22 protein-coding genes and 1 pseudogene are annotated in these 25259 nt (G+C 67.2%); 13 read left to right on the top strand and 10 right to left on the bottom strand.

Features of this window, described 5'->3' with window-relative positions; translation table 11 throughout:
• Positions 1-4: 4 nt before the first annotated feature.
• From H4P35_RS16300 to H4P35_RS16285, 4 genes and pseudogenes are all read left to right on the top strand, one after another.
• The gene (locus H4P35_RS16300; RefSeq protein ID WP_226846235.1) at positions 5-556 is read left to right on the top strand and encodes a sigma-70 family RNA polymerase sigma factor; all 552 of its coding nucleotides are present in this window, start codon (positions 5-7) and stop codon (positions 554-556) included.
• Positions 553-1536 carry a FecR domain-containing protein gene (locus H4P35_RS16295; protein WP_226846234.1) on the top strand — a complete coding sequence of 328 codons (984 nt, stop codon included), beginning with the start codon at positions 553-555 and terminating at the stop codon, positions 1534-1536. The genes H4P35_RS16300 and H4P35_RS16295 overlap by 4 nt, the downstream gene beginning before the upstream one ends.
• An 87-nt stretch (positions 1537-1623) precedes the next feature.
• Positions 1624-4050, top strand: a complete 2427-nt coding sequence (locus tag H4P35_RS16290; protein WP_226846233.1) for a TonB-dependent siderophore receptor — start codon at positions 1624-1626, stop codon at positions 4048-4050.
• A pseudogene (locus H4P35_RS16285) lies at positions 3996-5156 on the top strand (PepSY-associated TM helix domain-containing protein); the annotation flags it as partial. The gene H4P35_RS16290 and the pseudogene H4P35_RS16285, both read left to right, overlap by 55 nt.
• Positions 5157-5227: 71 nt before the next feature.
• On the opposite strand, the gene hpaI reads toward H4P35_RS16285, so the two are convergent.
• From hpaI to H4P35_RS16270, 3 genes are all read right to left on the bottom strand, one after another.
• Entirely contained in the window at positions 5228-6028 is an 801-nt protein-coding gene (gene hpaI / locus H4P35_RS16280) for a 4-hydroxy-2-oxoheptanedioate aldolase (RefSeq protein ID WP_180098418.1), read from the bottom strand.
• 38 nt (positions 6029-6066) lie between these two features.
• Entirely contained in the window at positions 6067-6528 is a 462-nt protein-coding gene (hpaR, locus tag H4P35_RS16275) for a homoprotocatechuate degradation operon regulator HpaR (protein ID WP_056324211.1), read from the bottom strand.
• A gap of 107 nt (positions 6529-6635) precedes the next feature.
• Positions 6636-7322 (bottom strand): hypothetical protein, encoded by a 687-nt coding sequence (locus H4P35_RS16270; protein ID WP_226846232.1) that lies wholly within the window; start codon positions 7320-7322, stop codon positions 6636-6638.
• A gap of 418 nt (positions 7323-7740) precedes the next feature.
• Between H4P35_RS16270 and radA the strand changes: the two genes are divergently transcribed.
• The 3 genes from radA to H4P35_RS16255 all read left to right on the top strand — a co-directional run bounded on the left by radA (position 7741) and on the right by H4P35_RS16255 (position 10392).
• Positions 7741-9102: a DNA repair protein RadA gene (radA, locus tag H4P35_RS16265; protein ID WP_180098420.1), complete on the top strand. Its 1362-nt coding sequence runs from the start codon at positions 7741-7743 to the stop codon at positions 9100-9102.
• Between the two features lie 28 nt (positions 9103-9130).
• Positions 9131-9910: a sulfite exporter TauE/SafE family protein gene (locus H4P35_RS16260; protein WP_056324218.1), complete on the top strand. Its 780-nt coding sequence runs from the start codon at positions 9131-9133 to the stop codon at positions 9908-9910.
• Positions 9911-10173: 263 nt separating this feature from the next.
• Complete coding sequence (locus H4P35_RS16255; protein ID WP_056324221.1) at positions 10174-10392, top strand: hypothetical protein; 219 nt, start codon at positions 10174-10176, stop codon at positions 10390-10392.
• A 162-nt stretch (positions 10393-10554) separates the two neighbouring features.
• On the opposite strand, the gene H4P35_RS16250 is transcribed toward H4P35_RS16255, so the two are convergent.
• From H4P35_RS16250 to H4P35_RS16240, 3 genes are all read right to left on the bottom strand, one after another.
• On the bottom strand, positions 10555-11511 hold the full coding sequence (locus H4P35_RS16250) for a 2-hydroxyacid dehydrogenase (protein ID WP_226846231.1): 957 nt from the start codon (positions 11509-11511) through the stop codon (positions 10555-10557).
• A gap of 132 nt (positions 11512-11643) precedes the next feature.
• The gene (locus H4P35_RS16245; RefSeq protein ID WP_056324225.1) at positions 11644-12615 is read right to left on the bottom strand and encodes a tripartite tricarboxylate transporter substrate binding protein; all 972 of its coding nucleotides are present in this window, start codon (positions 12613-12615) and stop codon (positions 11644-11646) included.
• Between the two features lie 75 nt (positions 12616-12690).
• The gene (locus tag H4P35_RS16240; RefSeq protein ID WP_180098422.1) at positions 12691-13692 is read right to left on the bottom strand and encodes a tripartite tricarboxylate transporter substrate binding protein; all 1002 of its coding nucleotides are present in this window, start codon (positions 13690-13692) and stop codon (positions 12691-12693) included.
• Between the two features lie 223 nt (positions 13693-13915).
• Between H4P35_RS16240 and H4P35_RS16235 the strand changes: the two genes are divergently transcribed.
• The 5 genes from H4P35_RS16235 (at position 13916) to garL (ending at position 19541) form a co-directional block, all read left to right on the top strand.
• A complete protein-coding gene (locus tag H4P35_RS16235; RefSeq protein ID WP_056324227.1) occupies positions 13916-14845 on the top strand; it encodes a dihydrodipicolinate synthase family protein in 930 nt (309 codons plus the stop codon).
• 115 nt (positions 14846-14960) lie between these two features.
• On the top strand, positions 14961-15734 hold the full coding sequence (locus tag H4P35_RS16230) for a FadR/GntR family transcriptional regulator (RefSeq protein WP_142054650.1): 774 nt from the start codon (positions 14961-14963) through the stop codon (positions 15732-15734).
• Between the two features lie 119 nt (positions 15735-15853).
• Positions 15854-16894 carry an Ldh family oxidoreductase gene (locus tag H4P35_RS16225; protein WP_255616290.1) on the top strand — a complete coding sequence of 347 codons (1041 nt, stop codon included), beginning with the start codon at positions 15854-15856 and terminating at the stop codon, positions 16892-16894.
• A gap of 84 nt (positions 16895-16978) precedes the next feature.
• On the top strand, positions 16979-18724 hold the full coding sequence (gene araD, locus H4P35_RS16220) for an L-arabinonate dehydratase (RefSeq protein WP_226846229.1): 1746 nt from the start codon (positions 16979-16981) through the stop codon (positions 18722-18724).
• A gap of 49 nt (positions 18725-18773) precedes the next feature.
• Complete coding sequence (gene garL / locus H4P35_RS16215; RefSeq protein WP_142054657.1) at positions 18774-19541, top strand: 2-dehydro-3-deoxyglucarate aldolase; 768 nt, start codon at positions 18774-18776, stop codon at positions 19539-19541.
• Between the two features lie 13 nt (positions 19542-19554).
• Here the strand turns inward: garL and lysA are convergent, their stop codons facing one another.
• Positions 19555-20787: a diaminopimelate decarboxylase gene (lysA, locus tag H4P35_RS16210; protein WP_226849480.1), complete on the bottom strand. Its 1233-nt coding sequence runs from the start codon at positions 20785-20787 to the stop codon at positions 19555-19557.
• A 114-nt stretch (positions 20788-20901) separates the two neighbouring features.
• Between lysA and H4P35_RS16205 the strand changes: the two genes are divergently transcribed.
• Positions 20902-21819 carry a LysR family transcriptional regulator gene (locus H4P35_RS16205; RefSeq protein ID WP_180098425.1) on the top strand — a complete coding sequence of 306 codons (918 nt, stop codon included), beginning with the start codon at positions 20902-20904 and terminating at the stop codon, positions 21817-21819.
• A gap of 126 nt (positions 21820-21945) precedes the next feature.
• On the opposite strand, the gene rpsT is transcribed toward H4P35_RS16205, so the two are convergent.
• The 3 genes from rpsT to murJ all read right to left on the bottom strand — a co-directional run bounded on the left by rpsT (position 21946) and on the right by murJ (position 25200).
• Positions 21946-22209, bottom strand: a complete 264-nt coding sequence (gene rpsT / locus H4P35_RS16200; protein ID WP_043542310.1) for a 30S ribosomal protein S20 — start codon at positions 22207-22209, stop codon at positions 21946-21948.
• Between the two features lie 264 nt (positions 22210-22473).
• On the bottom strand, positions 22474-23445 hold the full coding sequence (locus tag H4P35_RS16195; protein ID WP_180098814.1) for a FecR domain-containing protein: 972 nt from the start codon (positions 23443-23445) through the stop codon (positions 22474-22476).
• Between the two features lie 195 nt (positions 23446-23640).
• Positions 23641-25200 (bottom strand): murein biosynthesis integral membrane protein MurJ, encoded by a 1560-nt coding sequence (gene murJ, locus H4P35_RS16190; RefSeq protein WP_226846228.1) that lies wholly within the window; start codon positions 25198-25200, stop codon positions 23641-23643.
• Between the last annotated feature and the right edge of the window lie 59 nt (positions 25201-25259).

Below are 25259 nucleotides of genomic sequence, written 5' to 3'. Positions count from 1 at the left end.
CGCCGTGTCGGACCGAGAGCAAGCAGTTGCCGCATCGCTTTCTGCCCTGTACACCGCGCATTGCGGCTGGTTGCAGAAATGGCTGAATCGCCGTCTTCAGGACAATCATCAGGCCGCCGACCTGACGCAAGACACCTTCGTGACCTTGCTGGTGCGACGCCATGCGCTGGCCGACGTGCGCGAGCCGCGCGCATTCCTGACCACCATCGCGCGTGGCCTGCTGGTCGATTTCTGGCGCCGCCGCGACATCGAGCACGCATGGGCCGAGACCCTGGCGGCGCGTCCTGAAGTCACCCACCCATCCCCCGAAGTGCAGGTCCAGGCGCTCCAGGCGCTGGTCGAGATCGATCGCAAGCTTCATCGTCTGGGCGTGCGCGCGCGCGCAGCCTTCCTGATGCATCGCATCCACGGGATGACACACGAGGCGATCGCGGCGCAGTTGCGTGTGTCCGAACGGACCGTGCGCAACGACATTGCGCAGGCCATGCTGTGCTTTTTGCTCGACACCGACCTGCAGCCGGACGGCTTGTGCCGCGGCACGGCGGGCAGCCGATGAGCGCCGCCGCCGTCGACTCACGCATCCTGGAAGCGGCCGCGCATTGGTATGCGCTGCTCACCTCGGGTGCGGCCAGCGCAGAAGAACGCGAGCGCTGGCAGGCTTGGCTGGACGCCGATACGGCGCATCGCCGGGCTTGGCAGCGCGTGGAGGACGTTGGCGCGCACTTCGATGCGTTGATCGCGCAGCCGATGGACCGTGAAGCCAGCGTGGCAAGCCTGAACGCCGCGGCGCAGGGCCGGCGTGAGCGCCGCAGGTTGTTGACGGTTGCGCTGATCGGCGGCGCGGCAGGATTGTTGGGACTGGGCGCCGCGCAGTCGCCAGTGGGGCGCCGCACGTGGGCGGCCTGGCAGGCTGACCTGGTCACGCCGGTGGGCGGCTCACATGAGGCCCAGCTTGCCGACGGCACCCGGGTCCGGCTCAATACCGATACCGCTTTGAAGGTGGACTACACCCGCGACCAGCGCCGCCTGGTGCTGCTGCGCGGCGAGATCATGATCGCCACCGCGGCCGACCCGGGGCGCACCTTCGTGGTGGACACACCTGAAGGCCGGATGCAGGCGCTGGGCACGCGGTTCAACGTGCGCAGCCTCGATGGAGAAACCACGCTGGCGGTGCTGGAGGGCGCGGTGCAGGCGCATTTCACGGGCGCGCCGCCGGCGGGCTATCGGGTCGACGCCGGCATGCGCATGCGTGGCGGCGCGCAAGGCATCGAGGCGCCCGCGGCGCTGCGAGCCGCCGACCACAACTGGACGCGCGGCATCGTGCAATTCGAAGAGGCGCCGCTGGCGCAGGTCGTGGCGGAACTGGCGCGATACCGCCGCGGGCATCTGGGCTGCGCCGACGACGTGGCCGCGCTGCGCGTGACGGGCACGTTCCCTCTGCATGACAGCGATCGCGCGCTGCGCCTGCTGAGCGAGGCCTTGCCGCTACGGATCAGTCAGCCGATGCCGTGGTGGACGACCCTGCAGCCACGCTGAGACCCCGCCGTTACAAATTAGTTTGCCGCTTTTGCCGCGCTCATCCGGCCTATGGGCAATTCAACACCCATATCGCGGATTCGTGGCATGACCAACCCCCTGATTGTTTTTCCCCTCCGTCCGATCCGCCGTGCGCGCATCCTCCCGCTGGCGCTCGCGATCGGCGTGGCGCTGGGCGTCGCGGCGCCCGTCAGCGCCGTCCGCGCGCAGGCGGCCGAAACCCAGGTCCGCCAGTTCGACATTCCACCCGGCCCATTGAGCCAGGTGCTCAATCTGTACTCCGCCGAAGCCGGTCTGTTCGTCAGCGGCCACGGCGACCTGAGCGCCGGCCGCCATAGCCCCGGTGTGCGCGGCCGCTATACGCCCGAAGCCGGCATGGCGGCGCTGCTGACCGGCACGGGCCTCGTGGCCGAACGCTTGCCCGACGGCGGTTTTGTGCTGCGCCAGGGGCGTCGGGACGTGACTTTGCTGGAGCCCATCGCGGTCACCGCCCAGATCGAACGTCCGGACGGCCCGGTGCTGGGCATCGCGGCCACGCGCAGCGCGACGGCCACCAAGACCGACACGCCGATCATCGAAACGCCGCAATCGATTTCCGTGGTGAGCGCAGCGCAGATCAGTGATCAAAAGGCGCAGAGCCTGCAAGAGGCGCTGGGCTACACCCCCGGCATCATGCCCGGCCTCGTCGCCAAGAGCTCGGTCTTCGAAGACACGATGTTCATCCGCGGCTTCGAGGCCAACCCGCAGACCGGCAGCTACTACCGCGACGGCATGCGCTACATGATCAATCAGTACAACGGCAAGCAGGAGCCGTACGGCCTGGAACGCGTGGAGGTGTTGCGGGGCCCGTCATCGGTGCTGTACGGCGCCGCGGCGCCGGGCGGCATCGTCAACACCGTGACCAAGCGCCCGCCCGGCGAATCGATGGGTGAAATCAATGTGGACGGCGGCAGCTTCGACCGCCGGCAGATTTCCGCGGACATCGGCGGCCCCATCGATGAGGCTGGCGTGTGGTCCTATCGTCTGACCGGCCTGTTCCGCGAAAGCAAGCAGTTCGTCGATTACGGCTCCGATGATCGCACCTACTTCGCGCCCGCCCTGACGTGGCGTCCGACGGCGGCCACTTCGGTCACGCTCCTGGCCAACTATCAGCGCAGCAAGACGTTCAATCCGCCGGAAGTGCCGGTCACCGGTTCGCTCTGGACCAACCCGAACGGCCAGATCCCGCGGTCGCGCTTTCTGGGCGAGCCCAACCACAATCGATTCGATATCGAATCGACCTCGCTGGCCGTGCTGATCGAGCACGCGTTCGACGACACGCTGAAGTTCCGCCAATCGATGCGCTATTACGACGCAGACCTCAACATGCGCTATGTCCTGTTGCAGGGCGACGTGGATGCGGCGACGCAGCGCCGGGTGGCCCGCTCCGCACGCGGCTTTAACGACCGCACCACGGTGCAGACGATCGACACCAACATCGAGAAGCGCTTCGAGACCGGCCCCGTCACGCAGACGTTTCTTGCAGGCTTCGACTACACGCGTTCGACCTACAACAGCGACCGCCTGCGCGGCAATCTGCCGCCCATCGATGTCTTCGATCCGGTGTACCTGCCCGGCGACGTCGTGGCCTTGCCTTGGCAGCAGCGCCGCAACACCGAGCATCGCCTTGGCATCTACCTGCAAGATCAGATCAAGATTGCGGACAAGGTCGTGGTGCTGCTGGGCGGGCGGCATGACAACGTGCGCGCGGAGAATCGCGCCCTGCATGCGCCGTCCACCAATTCGAACGACAAGGACTCGGCATTCACGGGCCGCGCGGGTGTCGTGTACCTGGCCGACAACGGCCTGGCGCCGTATGCCAGTTTCAGCCAGTCGTTCGAACCCACCAGCGGCCGCGATCGCAACGACGGCAGCTTCGAGCCCAGCCGCGGGACGCAGTACGAAGTCGGCATCCGATACCAGCCCGCGGGTGAAGACGTGATGCTGAGCGCCGCGCTCTTCAACCTGGAGCGCAAGAACGTGCTCACGCCGGATCCGGTCGATCCGACCTTTCTGGTGCAGACCGGCAAGGTGCGCTCGCGCGGCCTGGAACTCGAAGCGCGTGCGCGCGTCACGCCGCAGGTCGACGTGATCGCCGCCTACACCTGGACCGACGCCCGTGTGGTCCAGAGCAATCTGCCGGGCGAGGAGGGCGAGCGCTTCAACACGCCGCGGCATGCCGCTTCCATATGGACCGACGTGAACCTGTCGGAATGGGTGTTGATGGGCCTGAAGGCGGGCGCCGGCCTGCGCTATGTGTCGGCGCGTCCCGACCGGCCGTCCAGCGGTTCGCTGGGGGGCGCGGGCTACACGTTGATCGATGCGCGGGTCAGTTATGAAAGCGGCCCGTGGCTGTATGCGCTCAACGTCACCAACCTGACGGACAAGACCTACATCCCGTCCATTTGCTACAACGGCGCGTGCAACTACGGCGAGCCGCGCCGCATCATCGGCACGGTGAGCTACCGCTGGTGAACGTGCGCGCGGCGCTGCTAAGCCTGCATCGCTGGACCGGCCTGGTGCTGGCCGGCTTTCTCTGCCTGGTGGCGCTGACTGGCATCCCGCTCGCGTGGTATGACGCGCTGGACGCCGCGGCAGCTCCCGCGTTGCACGGCGTGCCGCAGCCAACGGGCGGCGCCGCGCGGCTTGACGCCTTGGCGCTGCGCGAGCGCGTGGCCCGCTTTGTGCCGGCGGCAGTAATGCCCGCCACGCCGCTTGGCGGACAGGCCGGACGCAGCGTGGCGTTCCCGGTGTGGCTGCGCGAGGACGGCGCCGCAGGACCCGTGCTGCACGAGATATTTGTCGATCCGTACGATGGCGCCATTCTGGGCCAGCGCCGCTGGGGCGATCTGCGCGAAGGGCTGCGCAACCTGATGCCGTTTCTGCATCGCATCCATACGGCGCTGCTGTTCGAGGGCATCGGCGAACTGTTGCTCGGCATCGTCGCATTGGCCTGGACGCTCGATGGTTTTGTCGGCGCCTGGCTCACGCTGCCGCCGCGAAACCGCTCGCGCAGGCAGGCCCCGTCCTCATCGGTGTGGCAGCGCTGGGCGCCCGCCTGGCGCATCCGTTGGCAGGGCGGTCCCCACAAACGCAATTTCGATGTGCACCGCGCCGGTGGGCTGTGGCTGTGGGCGGCCTTGACGCTAATGGCATGGAGCAGTGTGGCGCTCAATCTGCCGGCGGTCTATGACCCGGTGATGCGCGCTGGCTTGAGTTATCAACCCGATCCCCGGCGCGGCGCAGCCGCCACGGCCGGCGACCCGATGTCCCCCGAGCGCGCGCGCGACGCGGGCCGGCAATTGATGGCGCAGCTGGCCGCCCGCGAGGGGTTTGCGGTGCTGGGCGAACACTGGTTGGCGCTGGATGCGCGCCGCAACCTGTACCGCTACAGTGTGCGCAGCAGCCGCGATCTGCGCACACGAAGCGGGGCCACGTCGGTGGTGTTCGATGCCGTGAATGGGCAACTGGTGGGCAGCCATCTGCCGACGGGCCGGGCGGCGGGCGACACGGTCAAGCATTGGCTGACCAGCCTGCACATGGCGGCGCTATGGGGCTGGCCCTTGCAGATGGCGGTGGCGCTGGTCGGCGTCGTCACGCTGGTGCTTAGCCTGACCGGCGTCTGGTTGTGGTGGACGCGCCGCCGCGCCCGTCAGTACGGGCCCTTGCCCGCGGCCACTGCCGCCACTTCCTTGAACTCGCCCGCCAGCGCTTCGGCCGCGCGTGCCAGCAGCACCGCGTCCACGCCCACCGCCACGAACGTAGCGCCCAAGGACAGATAATGCTTGGCCTGCGCCACGCCGCTGTGCAGGATGCCCGCGGCCTTGCCGGACCGCACGATGCGCGTGATCGCGTCATCGATGGTCTTTTCGACTTCCGGATGCTCGGGCTGGCCCAGATATCCCATGCTGGCCGACAGATCGGCAGGTCCGATGAAGACGCCATCCACGCCGTCCACGGCCAGGATGGCGTCCAGCGCCTCGATGCCGGCGGGCGTCTCGATCTGCACCAGCACGCACATTTCGTCGTTGGCGCGTTCAAGGTAGTTCGGGATGCGGTTCCAGCGCGACGCGCGCGCCAGCGCGCTGCCCACGCCGCGGATGCCTTGTGGCGGATAGCGCACGGCGGCCACCGCGTCGGCCGCTTCCTCGGCGGACTGGATCATGGGCACCAGCACCGTCTGCGCGCCGGTGTCCAGGATCTGCTTGATCTGGACCGGGTCGTTCCAGGCCGGGCGCACCACGGGCGCCACCGGGTAGGCCGCCACGGATTGCAATTGGGCCAAGGTGGAGTCCAGCGTGTTGGGCGCGTGTTCGCCGTCGATCAGCAACCAGTCGAAGCCGGCGCCCGCAAGAATTTCCGAGGTGTACGCGCTGGCCAGGCCGGCCCACAGGCCGATCTGAGGTTTGCGGTCGCGCAGGGCTTGCTTGAACGAATTCGTCAGAAGGTCCATGGACGTTGGATTGCCTAAGAGGGAAAGGGGGAAGGGCGTCAGGGCGTGCCGGCATCGCGCGTGGGGCCGTCGCGCTTGATGAGATCGACCATCGCGTCCACGTCGCGGTACAGGCGATCGAGCAATTCCTTGCCGATCCTTTCTTCGATTTCCTGGTACTTGGCGTCAACCATGGGACGCATGCGGTCGATGAGCTTGTTGCTTTTGACGGTCAGGGAAATTTCCTGACGGCGCTGGTCGGCGCTGGAGCGCGTGCGCTTGATGAGTCCTTGCTCTTCCATGCCGGCCAGCATGCGCGTCAGGCTGGGGCTCAGGATCTGACAGGCGCGGGCGATCTGGTTGGGTTCCAGGGAGCCCACCTCGCTCAGCGTGCGCAATACCCGCCATTGCTGTTCGGTGACGCCCGCCGCGTGCAGCACGGGACGGAAATGCGCCATCAGCGTTTCGCGCGCATAGAGCAGCAAATGGGGAAGATTGCGGTGGTGGAAGCTCGGACTCATGGCGGCTATGTTAGCAAGAAGCCGCCCAAAAATTGCTCAATTCTTCGGGCCTGGGGGCGGCCCGCGCCAGCGCGGGGGCGGGCCGGCGCAGGGGCCGGCCCGGTGGGTCACGCCGGGTTCTGGCGGGACAGCTCCTGCAGGTCGTCCGGCAGCGCGAAATCCGGTGCGCCGCGCTGCAACTCGCGCAATGCGTGAACGGCGTCTTCTTCGCGGTCGTCCACGATCAGGCCCCGAATCTGGGCCACCCGGGCCTCGATGTCCTGCTCGGTGAAGGCGGCGACCTGTTGCGATTCCGCGGGGGCTTCCTGGGCAGCGGCCGGCGCCGCTTCCTGGGCCGCAGTCTCGGTGGCCGCCGTTTCAGCCGCTGCCGGGGCGGGCGCGGCGGGAGCCGCGGCAGTCACGGCCAGGGCGGGCTGCGCCGCGGCCGGTTGGGCGGGAACCGCCGGTTCCGGCTGCAAGGCGACGACGCGGCGCAGGGGCGGCGCGTCGCTGGCCGGCGCGGCCGACGCCGCGGCGGCCTCTTGCTTTGCCTCGTTTGCCTGCACGGCGACCAGCTGCATCTGGGGTTCGGTGTCGTCGATGGCCTCGCGCATGTCGGTCCAGGCGAACAAGCCTGCCACCATCACGGCGCAGGCGGCTGCGCCCCAACCGGGGTGCCAGCTATGGCCAGGGTGCCATCTGCGTCGTACCGCCGCATCCAGTTCCGGATTGGCGCCGGGACCCGGCTTGCGGTACAGGGCGCGCAGATCCCGTTCATCGTCTTCGTCAAATGGGGGGCGATAGGTAATGCTCATGCGCGTACTCCTCGCATATACGCCGGGTGGCACGACGTATCCGCGTTTGACCTTTGCGTGCGCCGCGCCGGTGGTCCGGCGTCTAGTCGTGCTGGGGTCGTGTTCCGGTTTGAGCGGCCTCTGGGGAGGCTGCGGGTGATTGCGCCGCGATTGGCCACGAAGTGCGTCCAGAGGACGTCCATCGTGCCGGATGCCGTCCGGTCTGGACGGTTCGACAAGATGCGCTGCACTTGGCGATTATGCGCGATTTGAAAAGGATCGGGCAGTAAATTTCTTGTGTTTGCATCATGTAACTGCTGTGTGTCCCTTTTTGTGAATGCTGCCTGAAAGAAATGACCTTCGGGCCACGTCTCGAGGCGTGACATTCCGGTCATTGTTCTCGCGCGGCGCGGGCGCGTTGCCGGGTACACTTTCGCGCATGGCAAAAACCCGTACCGTTTATGTGTGCGCCGACTGTGGCGGCACCACCCCGAAGTGGCAGGGCAAATGCCCGCATTGCAACGCCTGGAACACGCTTGAAGAAACGGTGGAGTCGTCCGCGCCCGCGGCGGCCTCGCACCGCTATGCGCCGCTGGCCTCGTCCAGCCCGGTGCGCAGCCTGTCCGAAATCGAGGCCCGCGAAACGCCGCGCCAGCCCACCGGCCTGGACGAATTCGATCGCGTGCTCGGCGGCGGCCTGGTGGCCGGCGCCGTGGTGCTGATCGGCGGCGATCCCGGCATCGGCAAGTCGACGCTGCTCTTGCAGGCGCTGGCCTCGCTGTCCGAAACCACCAACGTGCTGTACGTGACGGGCGAAGAGTCCGCCGAACAGGTCGCGTTGCGCGCGCGCCGGCTGGGCCTGCAAACCGGCAACGTCAACCTGCTGGCCGAAATCCGCCTCGAAGCCATCCAGGCCGCGGTGTCGGAACAAAAGCCCACCGTCGCCGTCATCGACTCCATCCAGACGCTCTACAGCGGCGAACTCACGGCGGCGCCGGGATCGGTGTCGCAGGTGCGCGAGTGCGCGGCGCAGCTCACGCGGCTGGCCAAGCAGACGGGCATTGCCATCGTCATGATCGGCCACGTCACCAAGGACGGCGCGCTGGCCGGACCGCGCGTGCTCGAGCACATCGTGGATACCGTGCTGTATTTCGAGGGGGACACGCATTCGTCGTTCCGCCTGGTGCGCGCCTTCAAGAACCGCTTCGGCGCCGTCAACGAGCTTGGCGTGTTCGCCATGACCGACCGCGGCCTGCGCGGCGTGGCCAATCCGTCCGCACTGTTCCTGTCGCAGCACGAGCAGCAAGTCGCCGGTTCGTGCGTCATGGCCACGCAGGAAGGCACGCGTCCGCTCCTCGTCGAGATCCAGGCGCTGGTCGACAGTTCCCACGCGCCCAATCCGCGCCGGCTGACGGTCGGCCTGGAAGGCAACCGTCTGGCCATGCTGCTGGCCGTGCTGCACCGGCACGCGGGCGTGTCGACCTTCGACCAGGACGTCTTCGTCAATGCGGTCGGCGGCGTGCGCATCACCGAACCCGCGGCCGACCTGCCGGTGCTGCTGGCCATCATGTCGTCGCTGCGCGACCGGCCGCTGCCGCGCGGGTTGATCGCATTCGGCGAGGTGGGCCTGGCCGGCGAGATCCGGCCCGCCCCGCGCGGCCAGGAACGCCTGCGCGAAGCCGCCAAACTGGGTTTCTCGGTGGCGCTCATTCCCAAGGCCAACGCGCCGCGCCAGCCCATCGAAGGCCTGGAGATCTGGGCGGTCGATCGCCTGGACGCGGCACTGGAAAAGCTGCGTTGATGCGTCGCGACGTCTGTTGGAGCAACACGTGAGTCTGTTCGTCATCGCCGCCTGCCTGGCAGCCGGCGGCCTGATCGGTTTCATGGGCGGCGTGCTGGGCATCGGGGGCGGACTGATCGCCATTCCTGCCCTCGTCCTCCTGATGGGAATGTCCCAACAGCTTGCGCAGGGCACGGCGCTCATCATGGTGTTGCCGACCATCATGATGGCAGTGCGCAAGTACAACCAGCAGACCCGCATCGACAAGCGCGTCGCGCTGGCGGGCGCGGCGGGCGCCGTGGTGTTCACGTGGGTGGGCGCGCGGATGGCGCTGGGCATCGACTCGACCTTGCTGCGCCAGAGCTTCGCGGTGTTCCTGTTCTTCATCGCGCTGTTCTACGTCTGGCAGACCTGGCGCGCCTCGCGTCCGGCGGCGCGCCGCGCGCCACCGCCAAAGCGCCCCGCGCCGGTCTTCACGCCGCGCCGCGCAAGTGTGCTGGGCATCCTGTGCGGAACGCTGGGCGGATTCTTTGGCGTCGGCGGCGCCGTGCTGGCCGTGCCCATCATCACCACGGTCTTTCGCCTGCCGCAGACCACCGCACAGGCGCTCGCGCTCAGCATGGTGATCCCGGGTTCCACCATCGCGCTCATCACCTACACGTGGGCGGGACAGGCGAACTGGATGGTCGGCGCGCCGCTAGCCATCGGCAGCCTGATCTTCGTGCCCATTGGCGTGCGGCTGGCCTACCGGCTTCCTGAACGCAAGCTGAGAGCCTGCTTCGCGCTGATGCTGTTCGCCACTGTGGCGTTGCTGGCGTTCGAGGGATAGCAAAGCGAGTGCGGCGTAACGCCTGCAGTAGAACAGCCGCCCCGCCGCCCGGCCGCCCGAAGGCGGGGCAGCCCCCTCGGGGGGCAGCAAGCGAGCAAAGCGAGTGCGGCGTGGGGGCAACAATTCTTGAGTGACGGAAAAATTGTGGTTCTTCGTTGAACCTTCTGAAGGGGCGGGCTTCAAACCGCATACGGGACTTGCGGCATCGTGCCGCCCCGTAACGGCAAAAGGCCTTCGGCCTTCACCAACCAGGAGTACCACAAATGACGACTCACTCCCGCATTGCTGCGTTTCTTTCCACCTCGGCCCTGTGCCTGGGCCTCGCCGCCGCACCGTCGGCGTTTGCGGCCGGCGCCAGCAAGACCGGCGACACCAAGACCCAGGCGCATCACAAGCATCACAAGGCTGACAAGTCGTCCGCCAAGCATTCGGCAGGCGCAGCAAACACGCACAAGTCTGGCGCCACGACGCCGACGAAGTAACCGCGCCGGGCGGCAACGCCCACGTTCCTTTGCGCGACAAAGACTGACCGGACACGCGGGGGCCGGAAAGTCGAAAGCCTCTCGGTATGGGCGCCGAGAGGCTTTTTTGTGTCTGAGGCCTGGCCGGGCGCCGCGCAGGCGGCCCCGGACGAACAATGCCGGTTATTCCACCGGCGTGATCACGCGGCCGGTCTCAAAGAACGACTGCAGGTTTTCCAGCATCATGTTTTCCATGGCCAGGCGCGTTTCCTCGGTGGCGCTGCCGATGTGCGGCAGCAGCACGGCCTTGTCGCTCTTCATCAGCGCTTCGGGCACCTTGGGTTCGTGCTCGAAGACGTCGAGCGCCGCGCAGCCCAGCTTGCCGTCTTGCAGGGCTGCGACCAGCGCGGTTTCGTCGATGACCGGGCCGCGCGCGATGTTGACGACGATGCCCTTCGGGCCCAGGGCTTCCAGCACGTCGCGGTTCACAAGGTGGCGCGTGCTGGGGCCGCCCACGGTGGCCACGATCAGGAAATCGGCCCACTTGGCCAGATCCGTCAGCGACGCCTCGTAGCCGTAGGCCACGTCGTCGCGCTTTCTGCGGTTGTGATACCGCACGTCCATGTCAAAGCCCGTGCCGCGCTTGGCGATCGCTTCGCCGATGCGGCCCAGGCCGACGATGCCCAGCTTTTTGCCGCTGACGCGCAGGCCCAGCGGGATGCTGCCATGCACCTGGCCCCATTGGCCGGCCCGCACGAAGCGTTCGCCCTGACCCATGCGGCGCGCGCCGGCGATGAGCAGGCCCCAGGCCAGGTCCGCCACGCAATCGGTCAGCACGTCGGGCGTATTGCTGACCAGCACGCCACGCTTGCGCGCGGCCTCGACGTCGATCGTTTCGTAGCCCACGCCCCAGCTGCAGATGGCCTTCAGGTCCGGCAGCGCGTTGATGAGATCGGCGTTGGCGCCGAAATTGGCGGACGTGACGACGGCGGTGATGCCCTTGCCGTGCTCGGCCAGCGCAGCCTTGCGGTCCGGGTACTTCCACAATTCGATGACGTCATAGCCATCGGCCAGGCGCTGGTTGGCGGAAGGGGAGCCGGCCAGCGAGCCGACCTGGATGATGCGTTGCTTGGTGGTCATGTTGTCGTACGGTTGGGTGGCGAAGGTTTCATGCTACTTGATTCAAGCGGGGACCTTGCGGGCCAGGTGCGCAGCCAAGGCGCGGCTGCGCACCCGCTGCGGGACGCCCGCACGCAGGCATCCCGCGAAGCGTTACTCCAGCTGGATGTTGGCCTTCTGGATCACGTCCTTCCAGCGCTTGACTTCAGCCTGCTGGAAATCGGCGAACTGCTGCGGCGTGTTGGCGACGACTTCGAAGCCCATGCCTTGCAGCGTTTTCTGGGTCTGGGGCTCTCGCAGTGCGGTGCGCAGCGCCTCGGCCAGCTTGTCGACGACGGGCTGCGGCGTGCCCTTGGGCACGGCAAAGCCCTGCCAGGAATACACCACCATGTCCTTGATGCCGGCCTCCGTCAGCGTCGGCACATCGGGCAGGTCCGGCGTGCGGGCGTCGCCCGTGATGGCTAGCGCCTTGAGCTTGCCTGCCTTGATGTGGTTCTGCACCGCGCCCAGGTTCTGGAAGGACACGTTGACCTGTCCGCCGATGAGGTCCGCGATGGCCGCGCCGCCGCCCTTGTAAGGCACGTCCACGCCGGTGCTTTGCGTGCGCTGGCGGAACAGCACGGCCGACAGGTGATCCGACGAGCCCGTGCCCGACGAGGCGTACGACACGCGATTCGGATTCTTCTTCGCGTAGTCAACCAGCTCGGCGACCGTGCTGGCCGGGAACGAAGGCGCCGCGACCAGCACGTTGGGATTGCGCACTGCCTGCGTCAGGTAGGTGAAATCCTTGCTGGGGTTGTACGACAGGTTCTTGTAAAGGGCTTCGTTGATGGCGAAGGTGCCGATGGAGCCGACCATCATGGTGTAGCCGTCCGGCGTGGACCGGGCCAACGCCTGGGCGCCGATGGCGCTGTTCGCGCCCGGCTTGTTCTCGACGACGAAGGTCTGTCCCAGGGTCTTGGACAGCGCCGGCGTGACCGAACGCGCGGTGATGTCGGAGGACCCGCCGGGCACGAAGGGCACGATCATGGTGACGGGCTTTTCGGGGTAACCGGCGGCATGGGCCGCCGGCGACCCAAGCACAACGGCGCCCGCCGCGAATACGGCGCTGATCAGTTTGTTCATGGTGTCTCCTGGTTCGCGTGATGATGAAGAGCCCGCCGCTCACGCGTTGCGGGCAGGCCCCGGATCGGTGCAGGGTCAGTCGACCTTGGCGCCGGATTTCTTCACAACGTCGGCCCACTTGACGGTTTCCTGGGCCATGAACTGCTTGAACTGGGCGGGCGTGTTGCCGGACGGCGTCGCGCCTTGCGCCTGAAGCTGTGCGCGCACGGGCTCCTGCTGCAAGGCGGCGGCCACGTCGCGCTGGACCTTCTCGACGATCTCGGGCGGTGTGCCGGCCGGCGCCAGCAGCCCGAACCAGCTCGATGCCTCGTACCCCTTCACGCCGGCTTCGGCCATCGTGGGCACGTCGGGCAGGGCAGGCGAGCGATTGGACGTCGTAACGGCCAGGGGACGAAGCTTGCCGGCCTTCAGAAATCCCATGGACGAGGGCAGGTTGTCGAAGATCAGGTCCGCCGATCCGGCCATCACGTCCGTCAGCGCGGGGCTGCTGCCCTTGTAGGGCACATGCGTCATGCGCGTGCCGGTCATGCTCTGGAAGAGTTCGCCCGACAGGTGCGTGGAAGTGCCGTTGCCCGTGGACGCCATGTTGACGCTGTCGGGATTGGCCTTCAGGTACTTGATCAGGTCGGCCACGGTGCGGATGCCGTGCTTGTCGGCGAACTTGGGGTTGAGCTCAAGGATATTGGGCACCGGAATCACCAGCGTGACGGGCACGAAGTCCTTGACCGGGTCATACGGCAGCTTGGCGTACACGGACTGGTTGATGGCGTGCGTGCTGACGGTGCCCATCAAAAAGGTGTAGCCGTCGGGCGTGGCGCGCGCAGCTTCGGCCGAGCCGACGTTGCCGCCGGCGCCCGCCTTGTTGTCCACCACCACGGGCTTGTTCCAGCTTTTGCCCAATTCGGCCGCCACCACGCGCGCGGCGATGTCGGCGGTGCCGCCGGCAGGGAAGGGGACGATGATCTTGACTTCCCGCTCGGGGTAGTCGGCGAAGGCCGGCGAGGCCGGCAGGGCAAAGGCGGTGGCCGTCAGGAGGGCGGCGGCAAGAAGCCGGCCTCGCGCAGGGGCTGCATACATGGAATTCGTCTCCTCGGTGTGCGCGTGGCCGCGCATCGTTTCTGGGGGTATTCCGCTCCCGGCAAGCCGGGAACTCGAAGACGCATGCGGCCCGCGCCTCATGCGCCTTGCGTGCTGCCGTTCAACTTGTAAAACAAATATAGGTATTGAGCTATAGCTTGTCAACCAAGTATACTTTTTCGACCCTACTTCTCTGACAACCGCACCCGCCAGGAGCCCTTCCATGAAAACCACCCCGGTCACCGCCCAGGATCTGCAGCGCTCGGTCATCGCCGTGCCGCCGCTGGCCCGCAATGCCGATCTGTCGCTGAACGAATCGGCCAACAAGGCGTTGCTCGGCCACCTGGAAGCGGGCGGCGTGCGCAACGTCATGTATGGCGGCAATGCCAACTTCTACAACGTGGGTGTGAGCGAATATGCCCGCATCGTGGACATGCTGGCAAGCTTGGCGGGCCCTGACACCTGGATCCTGCCGTCGGTGGGCCCCGACTACGGCAAGATGATGGACCAGGCCGCCATCCTGCGTTCGCGCGCCTTCCCGACGGCGATGCTGCTGCCCATGTCCTTTCCTTACACCGACGCGGGGCTTGCCGACGGCGTGCGCCGTTTCACGGATGCGCTGGGCAAGCCGGCGGTGGTCTACATCAAGTCGGCGGACTACCTGGCGCCGGAAACCGCGGCGCGCCTGATCGAGGAAGGCCGCCTGGTCGCCTTCAAGTACGCCGTCGTGCGCGATGATCCGTCCGAAGACGCCTACCTGTCGGCGCTGCTGCAGGCCGTGGATTCGCGCTGGGTCGTCAGCGGCATCGGCGAGCGCCCGGCCATCGTCCACTACCGCGAATTCGGGCTCAAGAGCTTTACGTCCGGATCGGTCTGCGTGGCGCCGCGCGGGTCGATGCGCCTGCTGCATCTGCTGCAGGAAGGCCGCTACGATGAGGCCGAAGCCGTGCGCGAACAGTACCTCGGGCTGGAAGACTGCCGCGACAGCATCAGTCCCATCCGCGTGCTGCACGACGCCGTGACGCTGTCGGGCGTGGCGGACATGGGTCCCATGCTGCCGCTCTTGACCGGCATCTCCAGCGCCGAGCGTGAACGCGTGGCGCCCGTGGCCCGCGCGCTGGCCGCCTGGGACCGCGAGACCGCCACGGCGTGACGGCCGCGGCGCGCCGGACCCGCATTGCGGGTACGATGAGCGCCGTCCGCGTGTCGCAGCAGTCTGTCAGGGCCTGTTCCCCGCGCGTGGACAGGCCCTACTACCAGGAGGTTACGTGGCTCGACCCAAAGCATCCCCCCAACCCGCGCCGACTGCGTCCGGCGATCCGGAGGCGTCCGCCGCGCCGGTGCTGGAACGCGGGCACCGGGTACGGCTGGCGGACCAGCTTTACGGCCAGATCTTCGAACAGATCGTCTCTGGCGGACTGAACGTCGGCGACAAACTGCCCTCCGAAAACGAAATTTCCGAACGCTACGGCGTGTCGCGGCCGGTCGTGCGCGAAGCGTTGCTGCGGCTGCGCGCCGACGGCCTCATTACCGCGCACCAGGGCTTGGGCACCTTCGTGAGCCACCAGCCCGCACCGCGCCTGAAGGCGTTCAACGATGTGCAGAATGTCGGCGCCTATCTGCGCGCGCAAGAGGTGCGCGTGGCGCTTGAAGGCGACGCCGCGCGCCTGGCGGCCTTGCGGCGCACCGACGAGCAGTTGGGCAAGATCGCCGACGCGCATGCGGCATTTGCCGATACGCTTGCCAAGGGCCAGGTGTCGGCGGAAGCGGACCTGGCGTTTCACGCCAGCATCGCCGAGGCCAGCGGCAACGACTTCTATCTGGGCGTGCTGGAAAGCATCCATGAATCCATCAGCGGCTTCATGCGCCTGACGCTCAATCTGACGCGCACGGGTTCGCGCCAGCGCGCGCAGCGCGTCGTGGACGAGCACGCGACCATCCTGGAAGCGATCCGCGAACAGGACGGCGAACGCGCGCGCGTCGCGATGCAGTTCCATCTGGGCCAGGCCCGTCACCGGTTGGTCGACCGGGACCGGGACTGACGCCGCCAGCGCCGCCCGCCACACAACAAGACAACAGGAGACAGACAGTGTCAGGGAACGGAGCAAACGCCACGGCCGTGCCGGTGGAAGAAGTGCGTGAGCAGATCTTGCAGGTGCTGATGGCGTGGGGCATGGCCGAGGATCTGGCCCACACCACGGCGGGCCTGATGGCGCGCACGGACCTCTTCGGCATCGATTCGCACGGCATCTCCATGCTGCCCGCCTACGAGGAAAAATGGCGCGCCGGCACGCTGCGGCTGGACGCTCGCGCGCGCGTCGTGCGCGACAGCGGCGCCAGCGCGCTGATCGACGGCATGGGCGGGCTGGGCTATCCGGTTGCGGCGCAGGCCATGAACCTGGCCGTGGACAAGGCGCTGGAGCATGGCGTGGGCGCGGTCTCGGTCTGCAACTCGCATCACTTCGGCGCGGCGGGCGTCTACGCGCGCATCGCGGTCGAACGCGGCGTGGTCGGGCTGGTCACCAGCAGCGCCAACGGCGTCATCATGGTCCCCACGCGCGGCGCGATGCCGATGCTGGGCACCAATCCCATCGCGTTCGGCGCGCCCGCGGCCTATAACGAGCCCTTCGTGCTCGACATGGCCACGACCACCGTGGCGGCCAACAAGGTCAAGGTCTACGACTTCCTGGACAAGCCCTTGCCGCCGGGCTGGGCGGTGGACGGGCAGGGCGCGCCGGTCACGGACGCGGACGACGCGATGCAGTTCATCTTCAAGCGCCCGGAAGGCGGCCTCACGCCGCTCGGCGGCACAACCGCCATGAGCAGCCACAAAGGCTATGGCCTGGCGATGATGGCGCAGATCCTGGGCGGCACGCTCAGCGGCAGCGCGTTCGCGGCCCGTCGCGCCGCCACGCGCCGTCCCGGCGAACCCGACGACGTCGGGCACTTCTTTCTCGCGCTCAATCCCGACGCCTTCCGCGCGGCGGGGTCGTTCGAGTCGGACATGGACGACATGATCGACGCCATGCACGACACGCCGCCGGCCGACCCGTCCGAACCGGTGCTGGTGGCCGGCGAGCCCGAAGCGGCCGAGCGCGTGCGCCGGTTGCGCGAAGGCATTCCGATTTCTGCGGCGCTGGCCGAACGCCTGCGCGGCATCTGCGAGCGCGCCGGCACGCCATACCTGCTGGATCCCGCCTGAGTCCGTCTTGGCGATCGCGCCCCGACGGGGCGTCTTATGGTATGAACACGCATTGACCCCGCCACAGAGCAGAGGAAGCGAGACATGAGCCATTCCAACAATCGCAAGAAACCCGAAGACCTGCGCAGCCACCGCTGGTACGGCGTGAAGGACCTGCGGTCCTTCGGCCACCGGTCGCGGACCGCGCAGATGGGCTATCACCGCTCCGATTACGCCGGCAAGCCGGTGATTGCCATCATCAACACCTGGAGCGACATCAACCCCTGTCACAGCCACTTCAAGCAGCGCGTCGAAGAGGTCAAGCGCGGCATCTGGCAGGCCGGAGGATTTCCGGTGGAGATGCCGGCCATGAGCCTGTCCGAGCCCTTCCAGAAGCCCACGACGATGCTCTACCGCAACCTGCTGGCGATGGAGACCGAGGAGCTGCTGCGCTCGTATCCCGCCGATGGCTGCGTGCTGATGGGCGGCTGCGACAAGACCACACCGGCGCTCATCATGGGCGCCGTGTCGATGGACCTGCCCACCATCTTCGTGCCGGCCGGGCCGATGCTGCGCGGCAACTGGAATGGCAACACGCTGGGCTCGGGGTCCGACACCTGGAAGTATTGGGCGGAACTGCGCGCGGGCAACATCACCGAGGAAGACTGGCAGGGCGTGGAAGACGGCATCGCGCGTTCGCCCGGCCATTGCATGACGATGGGCACGGCGTCCACCATGACGGGCGCGGTCGAGGCCCTGGGCTTGTGCCTGTCGGGCGCATCGTCGATCCCCGCGCCGGATTCACGCCATGCGCAGATGGCCAGCCTGACGGGCAAGCGCATCGTCGACATGGTCTGGGAAGACCTGAAGCCCTCGGACCTGCTGACCGCGGCCTCCTATGACAACGCCGTGCGCACCGTGCTGGCGTTGTCGGGCTCGACCAATGCCGTGGTGCACCTGATCGCCATGGCGCGCCGCAGCGGCTTCGGGCTCGACCTGGACCGCTTCGATCACCTGGCGCGCACCACGCCCGTCCTGGCCAATCTGCGGCCGGCGGGCAAGTACCTGATGGAAGACTTCTACTACGCCGGGGGCCTGCGGGCGATGCTGGTGCAGCTGGGCGACCTGCTGGACACCGCGCAGCGCACGGTGGATGGCCGCACGCTGGGCGAGAACATCGCGGGGGCGCGCATCTTCAATGAAGACGTGATCCGTCCGCGGGCGCAGGCGCTTATCGAACGCGATGGCCTGGCGGTGCTGCGCGGCAATCTTGCGCCCGATGGCGCGGTGATCAAGCCGCCCGCGATGGAGGCGCGCCTGCAGGTGCACACCGGCCGCGCCGTCGTCTTCAAGGACTACAACGACATGGCCGCGCGCATCGACGATCCGGATCTGGATGTGGATGCCGATAGCGTCATCGTGCTGCAGAACGCCGGACCGCAAGGCGCGCCGGGCATGCCGGAATGGGGGCAGCTTCCCATCCCGCAAAAGCTGCTCAAGCAAGGCGTGCGCGACATGGTGCGCATTTCCGATGCGCGCATGAGCGGCACCAGCTATGGCGCCTGTGTGTTGCACGTCGCACCCGAATCGTATGTGGGCGGACCGCTCGCGCTGGTGAAAGATGGCGACCGCATCACGCTGGACGTGCCGAACCGCCGGCTGGACCTCTTGATTCCGGACGCGGAACTGGCCGAGCGGCGTGCGGCCTGGCAAGCGCCGCCGCCCCGCTTCGAGCGCGGCTACGGCGTGCTGTATCTCAAGCACATCGGCCAGGCCGACACCGGCTGCGACTTCGATTTCCTGCAGTCCGAGGCGCGCGCCGCGTCCGCGGGCGAGCCCGAGATCCATTGATGCCGATCGTCCCGGCGACACGGCATTTTTTTCTGACATGAAGGCGGCAATGAACTCACCTCTTCCCAATCGTTTCCGGCAACGCATCCTGGCCCGCGAACGGCTTATCGGATTCTGGATGTGCATGTCCAGCCACATCACCGCCGAGCTCGTCGGCCTGGCCGATTTCGACTGGCTGCTTCTGGATGGCGAGCATTCGCCCAACGAGGTGCCGATGTTCCTGCAGCAGCTCCAGGCCCTGCAGGGCAGCGCCAGCGCGGCCGTCGGCCGTCCGTCCTGGAATGATCCGGTCGAGATCAAGCGCCTGCTGGATATCGGCTTCTACAACCTGCTGATTCCCTTCATCGAATCCGAAGAGGACGCGCGCCGCGCGGTGGCCGCCACGCGTTATCCGCCGCAAGGCATCCGTGGCGTGGCGGGCGCGCAGCGCAGCAACCGGTATGGCACGGTGCCCGACTACCTGCACACGATCAACGACAACATCTGCGTGCTGTTGCAGATCGAAAGCCGTCCTGGCATCGAGGCCGTGGATGAAATCGCCGCCGTCGAGGGGGTGGACGGCGTGTTCATCGGCCCGTCGGATCTGGCAGCGGCGCTAGGCCATCTGGGCAATCCCGGCCACCCCGAGGTGCAGGAGGCGATCCGCCATCTGTACCAGCGGGTGACCGCGCAGGGCAAGGCCGTGGGCATTCTGGCGCCCGTGCATGCCGACGCGCGGCGCTACCTGGACATGGGCATGCATTTCGTGGCCGTGGGCACCGACCTGGGCGTGTTCAAGCAGGCGACCTTCGCGTTGCGCGAGGCGTTCCCCACCTGAAGCCCAGGTTCGCTCAAGCTTCCAGCGCCAGCAGCTCCGCGACGGTCTGGCGCCGGCGGATCAGGCGCGCCTCGCCCTTGTCCAGCAGGACTTCGGGCGCCAGCGGACGGCTGTTGTAGTTCGATGACATCGACGAGCCGTATGCGCCGGCGTTGTGAAAGACCATGAAGTCGCCGATGCGCGGACGCGGTAGCAACTGGTCGGACATGACGCCGCCTTCGTTCTGCGTGAACACATCGCCCGATTCGCACAGCGGACCGGCCACCGCGATGCGCGTTTCGGGCGCGTCCTGCGGGGGCGTGCCGTCCGGCGCGTGCACGGAGATCCGGTGATAGCTGCCATACATGGCCGGGCGCATCAGGTCGTTAAAGCCCGCGTCGACCAGCGCGAAATCGCGCTCGGGACGGCGGTTGATGGCATGCACCTCGGCGACCAGCACGCCGGATTCGGCGATCAGGAAGCGCCCCGGCTCGATCTCCAGGCGGATCCCGTGGCCCAGATACGCCGCGATGCGCTGGCGCGCTGCATCCCATTGCGCGAAGTAGTGATCGCAGTCGATGCGCGGCTCGCCATCGCGGTAGGGGATCGACAGCCCGCCGCCGGCCGAGATGGCCTCGATGTCGTGATCCAGCGACTTCACCACGTCCACCATGGCATCGCACACGCTGGACAGATGGCCGTAGTCGACGCCCGAGCCGATGTGCATGTGCACGCCCACCAGCTTCAGGCCGTGGCGGCGCACGATGGAAATAGCCTCGGCCACGTCGCCGATCCAGATGCCGTGCTTGCTTTGCGGGCCGCCGGTATTGGTCTTGTTGCTATGGCCGTGGCCAAAGCCGGGGTTGATGCGCAGCCAGACGCGATGGCCCGGCGACGCCTTGCCCACGCGGTCCAGCATGTCCAGCGACCCGGCGTTGACCGTGATGCCGTGCTTGAGCGCGGTAGCCAGCGTGGCGTGGTCGATGAGGTCCGCCGTGAAGACGATGCCTTCGGGTTCGCTGCGCGGATCAAAACCGGCGGCCAGGCTGCGCTCGATCTCGCCCAGGGACACCGCGTCCACCACCACGCCTTGCTCGCGCATGAGGCGCAGGACGTGCAGGTTGGAGCACGCCTTCTGGGCGTAGCGGATCGTGTCGAAGCGGCGCAATTGCGCAATGCGTTCGCGGATGACGGCGGCGTCGTACACCCAGAGCGGCGTGCCGTGTTCGGCGGCAAGTTGGGTGAGCTGGCGCGGATCGAAGGTCATGATGGAAGCGGAACCGTGAGGAAAGTGAATCGAAGGCGGCATGATGCCTGCCCTACGTCATCCAGTAAAATGCTTTGATTTTCGGGATCGATTCATTCCTGATATGGAGTTGGGATGCTGACGCATCGCCACATCGAAGTCTTCCGTGCCGTGATGATCGCCGGCAGTGTGACCCGCGCGGCGGAATTTCTGAATACGTCGCAGCCAACCGTCAGCCGCGAGCTGGCGCGGATGGAACAGACCATCGGCTTCGCGCTGTTTGAACGCGTCGCGGGGCGTCTGCGCGCCACCAGGCCCGCGCTGGCGCTCTTCGAAGAGGTGCGGCAGTCCTACGCCGGCCTGGAGCGCGTGGCGTCCGCCGCCGCGCGTCTGCGGGCGTTCCGGGAAGGGCAGCTCTCGGTGATTTCGCTGCCGGCGTTCTCGCATTCGATCCTGCCCGATGCGTTTCTGCGCTTTCACGGCCGCCACCCCGGGGTGAGCCTATCGGTCGAAACGCAGGAGTCGCCGCTGCTGGAAGAATGGCTGACCGCGCAGCGCTACGATCTGGGCCTGACCGAGCAGGATTCGGCTCCCGCCGGCACGCGGCTGGAATTGCTGACTCAGGTCGATGAGGTCTGCGTGCTGCCTGACGGCCATCCGCTGCTGGCCCGCGCGGCCCTCGGCCTGGCCGATTTCGAAGGGCAGTCCTTCGTCAGCCTGTCCGCCAACGATCCCTACCGCGTCCAGATCGACGACGCATTCGCCCAGGCGGGCGTGCTGCCCCGGTCCATCGTGGAAACGCCCACGGCGGTGTCGGTTTGCACGTTCGTGCGTCAGGGGCTGGGCGTGGCCATCGTCAATCCGCTGACGGCGCTGGACTTCGTGGGGCGGGGGCTGCACATCCGGCCGCTGACGCGGTCGTTTCCGTTCCGCGTCAACGTGGTGTTTCCGGAGCATCGTCCCGGCAATCCGCTGGTCGGCGCCTTCATGGAAACGCTGCGCGACGCCGCGGCCGCCATCGAGGCCAAGCTGGCTGCCGCGCAGGGCGCGTAACAGGGACAGTGGCCTGTGGCGTCTTGCCGCCGCGAAAACCGGCAGCCAACAAAAAAGGATGCCCGCGGGCATCCTTCTTCATTTGCCGTATTCGTGACGCCCCGAAAACCGGGGCGGCAGAATGGCTTAGGCCAGCGCCTTGATGGCGGCAGCCAGGCGGCTCTTGTGGCGAGCGGCCTTGTTCTTGTGGATGATGTTCTTGTCAGCCACGCGATCGATCACGCTGGTGGCCTTCTGGAACACTTCGCCAGCCGCAGCCTTGTCGCCAGCGGCGATGGATTGGCGAACGCGCTTGATGGCGGTGCGCAGCATCGAGCGCAGGCTGGAATTGTGCTTGTTGCGCTCAACGGATTGGCGAGCGCGCTTGCGGGCTTGGGCGGTATTGGCCATGTTGCTTTGTAAGTTGAATTCGGCAAAGTCGAACATTGTAGCAAGCCCCGTGGGGAATGCAAGCTTTTAATGTCGCTTTAACCGATGGAGCGCCCGTCAACCGGGCGGGAGGGCGCTGCTGGGAAGAATTCCCGGGTTGGAGAACCCTTGCGAGTGATCCTCTTGAAAACGCGAGGAAAATTCGCGGCGCCTACTGGATAAAAACACGGTGCGTAGTATACAACGGAAAGCGCCGCGCCCGGCAGACCTTCGTGGCCGTCGTTGTCAGGCCGCGACGCTGATGGACACGAACCAGGGCGTGAACCGGCGCACCTGGATCGGCATCAGGTCCTGCAGGCTGTCCAGCGCGGCGTCGGTGTCGTCCAGGGGGAAGTGGCCCGACACGGGCAGGCCCCCGGCGGCCATCGACACGCGCAGGGTGCCGCTGCGATAGGGGCGCAGCGCGGCGATGACTTCCGCCAGCGGGCGGCCGCGGGCTTCGACCCACCCGGACTCCCAGGCGGCTTCGGCCATCAGCTCGGCGCGCGGGGTGTCCATGCGGGCATTGTCGAAGCGGGCGCCGGTGCCGGCGCGGATGGTGCCGTGAGCGCCCGACATGGTCTCGACTTCGACTTCGTGCTCGTGCACGACCACGACCGTGCGCTGCGCCTGCTGGCGCACCATGTAGCGGGTGCCCAGTGCGCGGACTGTGCCCTGCGCCGTCTGGACCAGGAACGGACGGCGGGCGTCCGGCGCGACGGACACGGTGACCGCGCCATCGAGAAGACGGACCTGGCGGTACGCGGCTGTGAAATCCAGGTCGACGCGGCTGCGGGCGTCGAGCAGAAGCTGGCTGCCGTCGGACAGCAGGTAGCGGCGGCGTTCACCGGTTGCCGTGGCTGCGTCGGCGGCGACGTTGTTCAGCGGGTAGAAGGCGTTGCCGACGTAAGCGGCGGCCGCGCCCGTACCGGCGAGCGCAAGCGCACCAGTCAGGAATCGGCGGCGGGGCGGCATGATGGCCGCGGGCGGGGGAGGGATCAGCGAGGGGGCAGCGCCCGAGACGCCGCCGCCGCTGCCGGTGGCGTAAACATCGCCAAGCCGGCCGAACGACGATCCCGCCAGGGTGCCCGTCAATTGCTGCCAGGCGTTCTCATGGACAGGGTCGGCCGCTCGCCACGCCAGGAAGTCGTTGTAGTCCTGGGCCGTTGCTTTGCCAGAGCGCAGCAGTAACAGCCAATTGATCACCTGGTCCGCCATGGGTTGTCCTTGGGCGTACTTCACTTCATATTCCCGCCAGCCGGGGCCAGCAGGGGGTCCTCTCAGTCGCAATTTTTAAATCATAAAGGTTTTTTACCAAAGATTACGGCCGGCTTGTCAATTCTTGACGAATTTAGTGCGAAAAGCCGGCGTTTGGCCGGCTTTTGGATGGCAATGTAGCCCAAACAGGGGGAATTACGGCTTCGGGCGTCGTCCGAAGTCCCTGGGACGAAATCCAAACAGTAACAACATGCCGAAATACACGACGCCGCTGGCCGCCAGAACGCCGGCCAAAAGGAGCGCGCGCTGGCCGGCATGCGCCTGCAGGGCGATCCAATCGATTCGGGTGTCCGCATACCAGAGCAGCGCGGCCAGCCCCGCCAGGGCGGGCACCAGGCGCAGGGCAAACGCCGTCCAGCCGGCGCCCGGCTGGTAGACGCCGCGGCGGCGAAGGCCGATCAACAGCGCCAGGGCATTCAGGCACGCGCCCAGGCCGATCGCCAGGGCAAGTCCGGCATGTGCCAGCGTGGGGACCAGCGCCACGTTCAGCAGCTGCGTTACCACCAGCACGGCGATGGCGATCTTCACGGGCGTGCGGATGTCCTGTTTGGCGTAAAACCCGGGGGCCAGGATCTTGACCGCAAGCAGGCCGATCAATCCCGCCGAGTAGGAGATCACCGCCAAGCGCGTCTGCAAGACGTCCTGCGCGTCGAAGGCGCCGTAATGGAACAGCGTGGCGACCAGCCCATCGGACAGCAGCGCCATGCCGACGGCGGCGGGCAGGCCCAAGAGCAGGACCAGGCGCAGTCCCCAGTCGAGCAGCGCGCTGTAGCCGCCGTGATCGTCGCGGGCGTGCGCGGCGGACAGGCTTGGCAACAGGACGGTGCCCAACGCCACGCCCAGGAGCGCCGTGGGAAATTCCATCAGGCGGTCGGCGAACGACAGCCACGTCACGCTGCCGGGCGTCAGCCACGTCGCGATATTGGTGTTGATGAGCAGCGAGATCTGCGCGACGGATACGCCCAGCGTGGCGGGCGCCATCTGCTTGAGGATGCGCTGCACGGTGGGATCGGCCCAGGCCTGGCCAAAGCGCAGCGAAAACCGCGGCGTGAGTCCCAGGCGCGCCAGCGCCACCCACTGAACGGCCAGTTGCGCCACGCCGCCGATCATGACGCCGACCGCCAGCGCATACACCGGCACGTCCATGCGCGGCGCAAGCCAGATGCAGGCGCCGATCATGGACAGATTCAGCAGCACGGGCGTGAAGGCCGGGACCGCGAAGCGGCGCCACGTGTTGAGCACGCCCGACGCGAAGGCGATCAGGGACATGCAGAGGATGTAGGGGAACATCATCCGCGTCATCCAGACCGCCGCGCCGAATTCGGTGTCGCGCGCCGCGCCGCGCAGGCCGCTGGCCATCGCCGACACCACCCAGGGCGCCGCGATGATGCCGATCAGCGTGACCAGCATCAATGCGGCGGTCAGCAGCAGGGCGACGCGGTCCAGCAGCGTGCGGACTTCTTCTTCGGAGCGGTTGTTGCGCGCGGCGCCCAGGATGGGCACGAACGCCTGGGCGAAGGCGCCTTCGGCGAACAGGCGGCGCAGCAGGTTGGGAATGCGGAAGGCAACCCAGAACGCGTCGGTAATGGGGCCGGCGCCAAAGGCGCGGGCCACCAGGATGTCGCGGACCAGGCCGGAAATGCGGGACAGCAACGTGAAACTGCTGACCGTGGCGGCCGAACGGAACAGGCTCATGGATGACTACTGAAGAGAATGCGGGCCGGATCGCCGCGGAGGATGGGGACGGAATGCCG

Source organism: Achromobacter sp. 77 (assembly GCF_020541125.1).
In the GTDB taxonomy this organism is placed as follows: Bacteria; Pseudomonadota; Gammaproteobacteria; order Burkholderiales; family Burkholderiaceae_B; genus Achromobacter; species Achromobacter mucicolens.
This window is presented reverse-complemented; position numbering and strand designations above follow the sequence as displayed.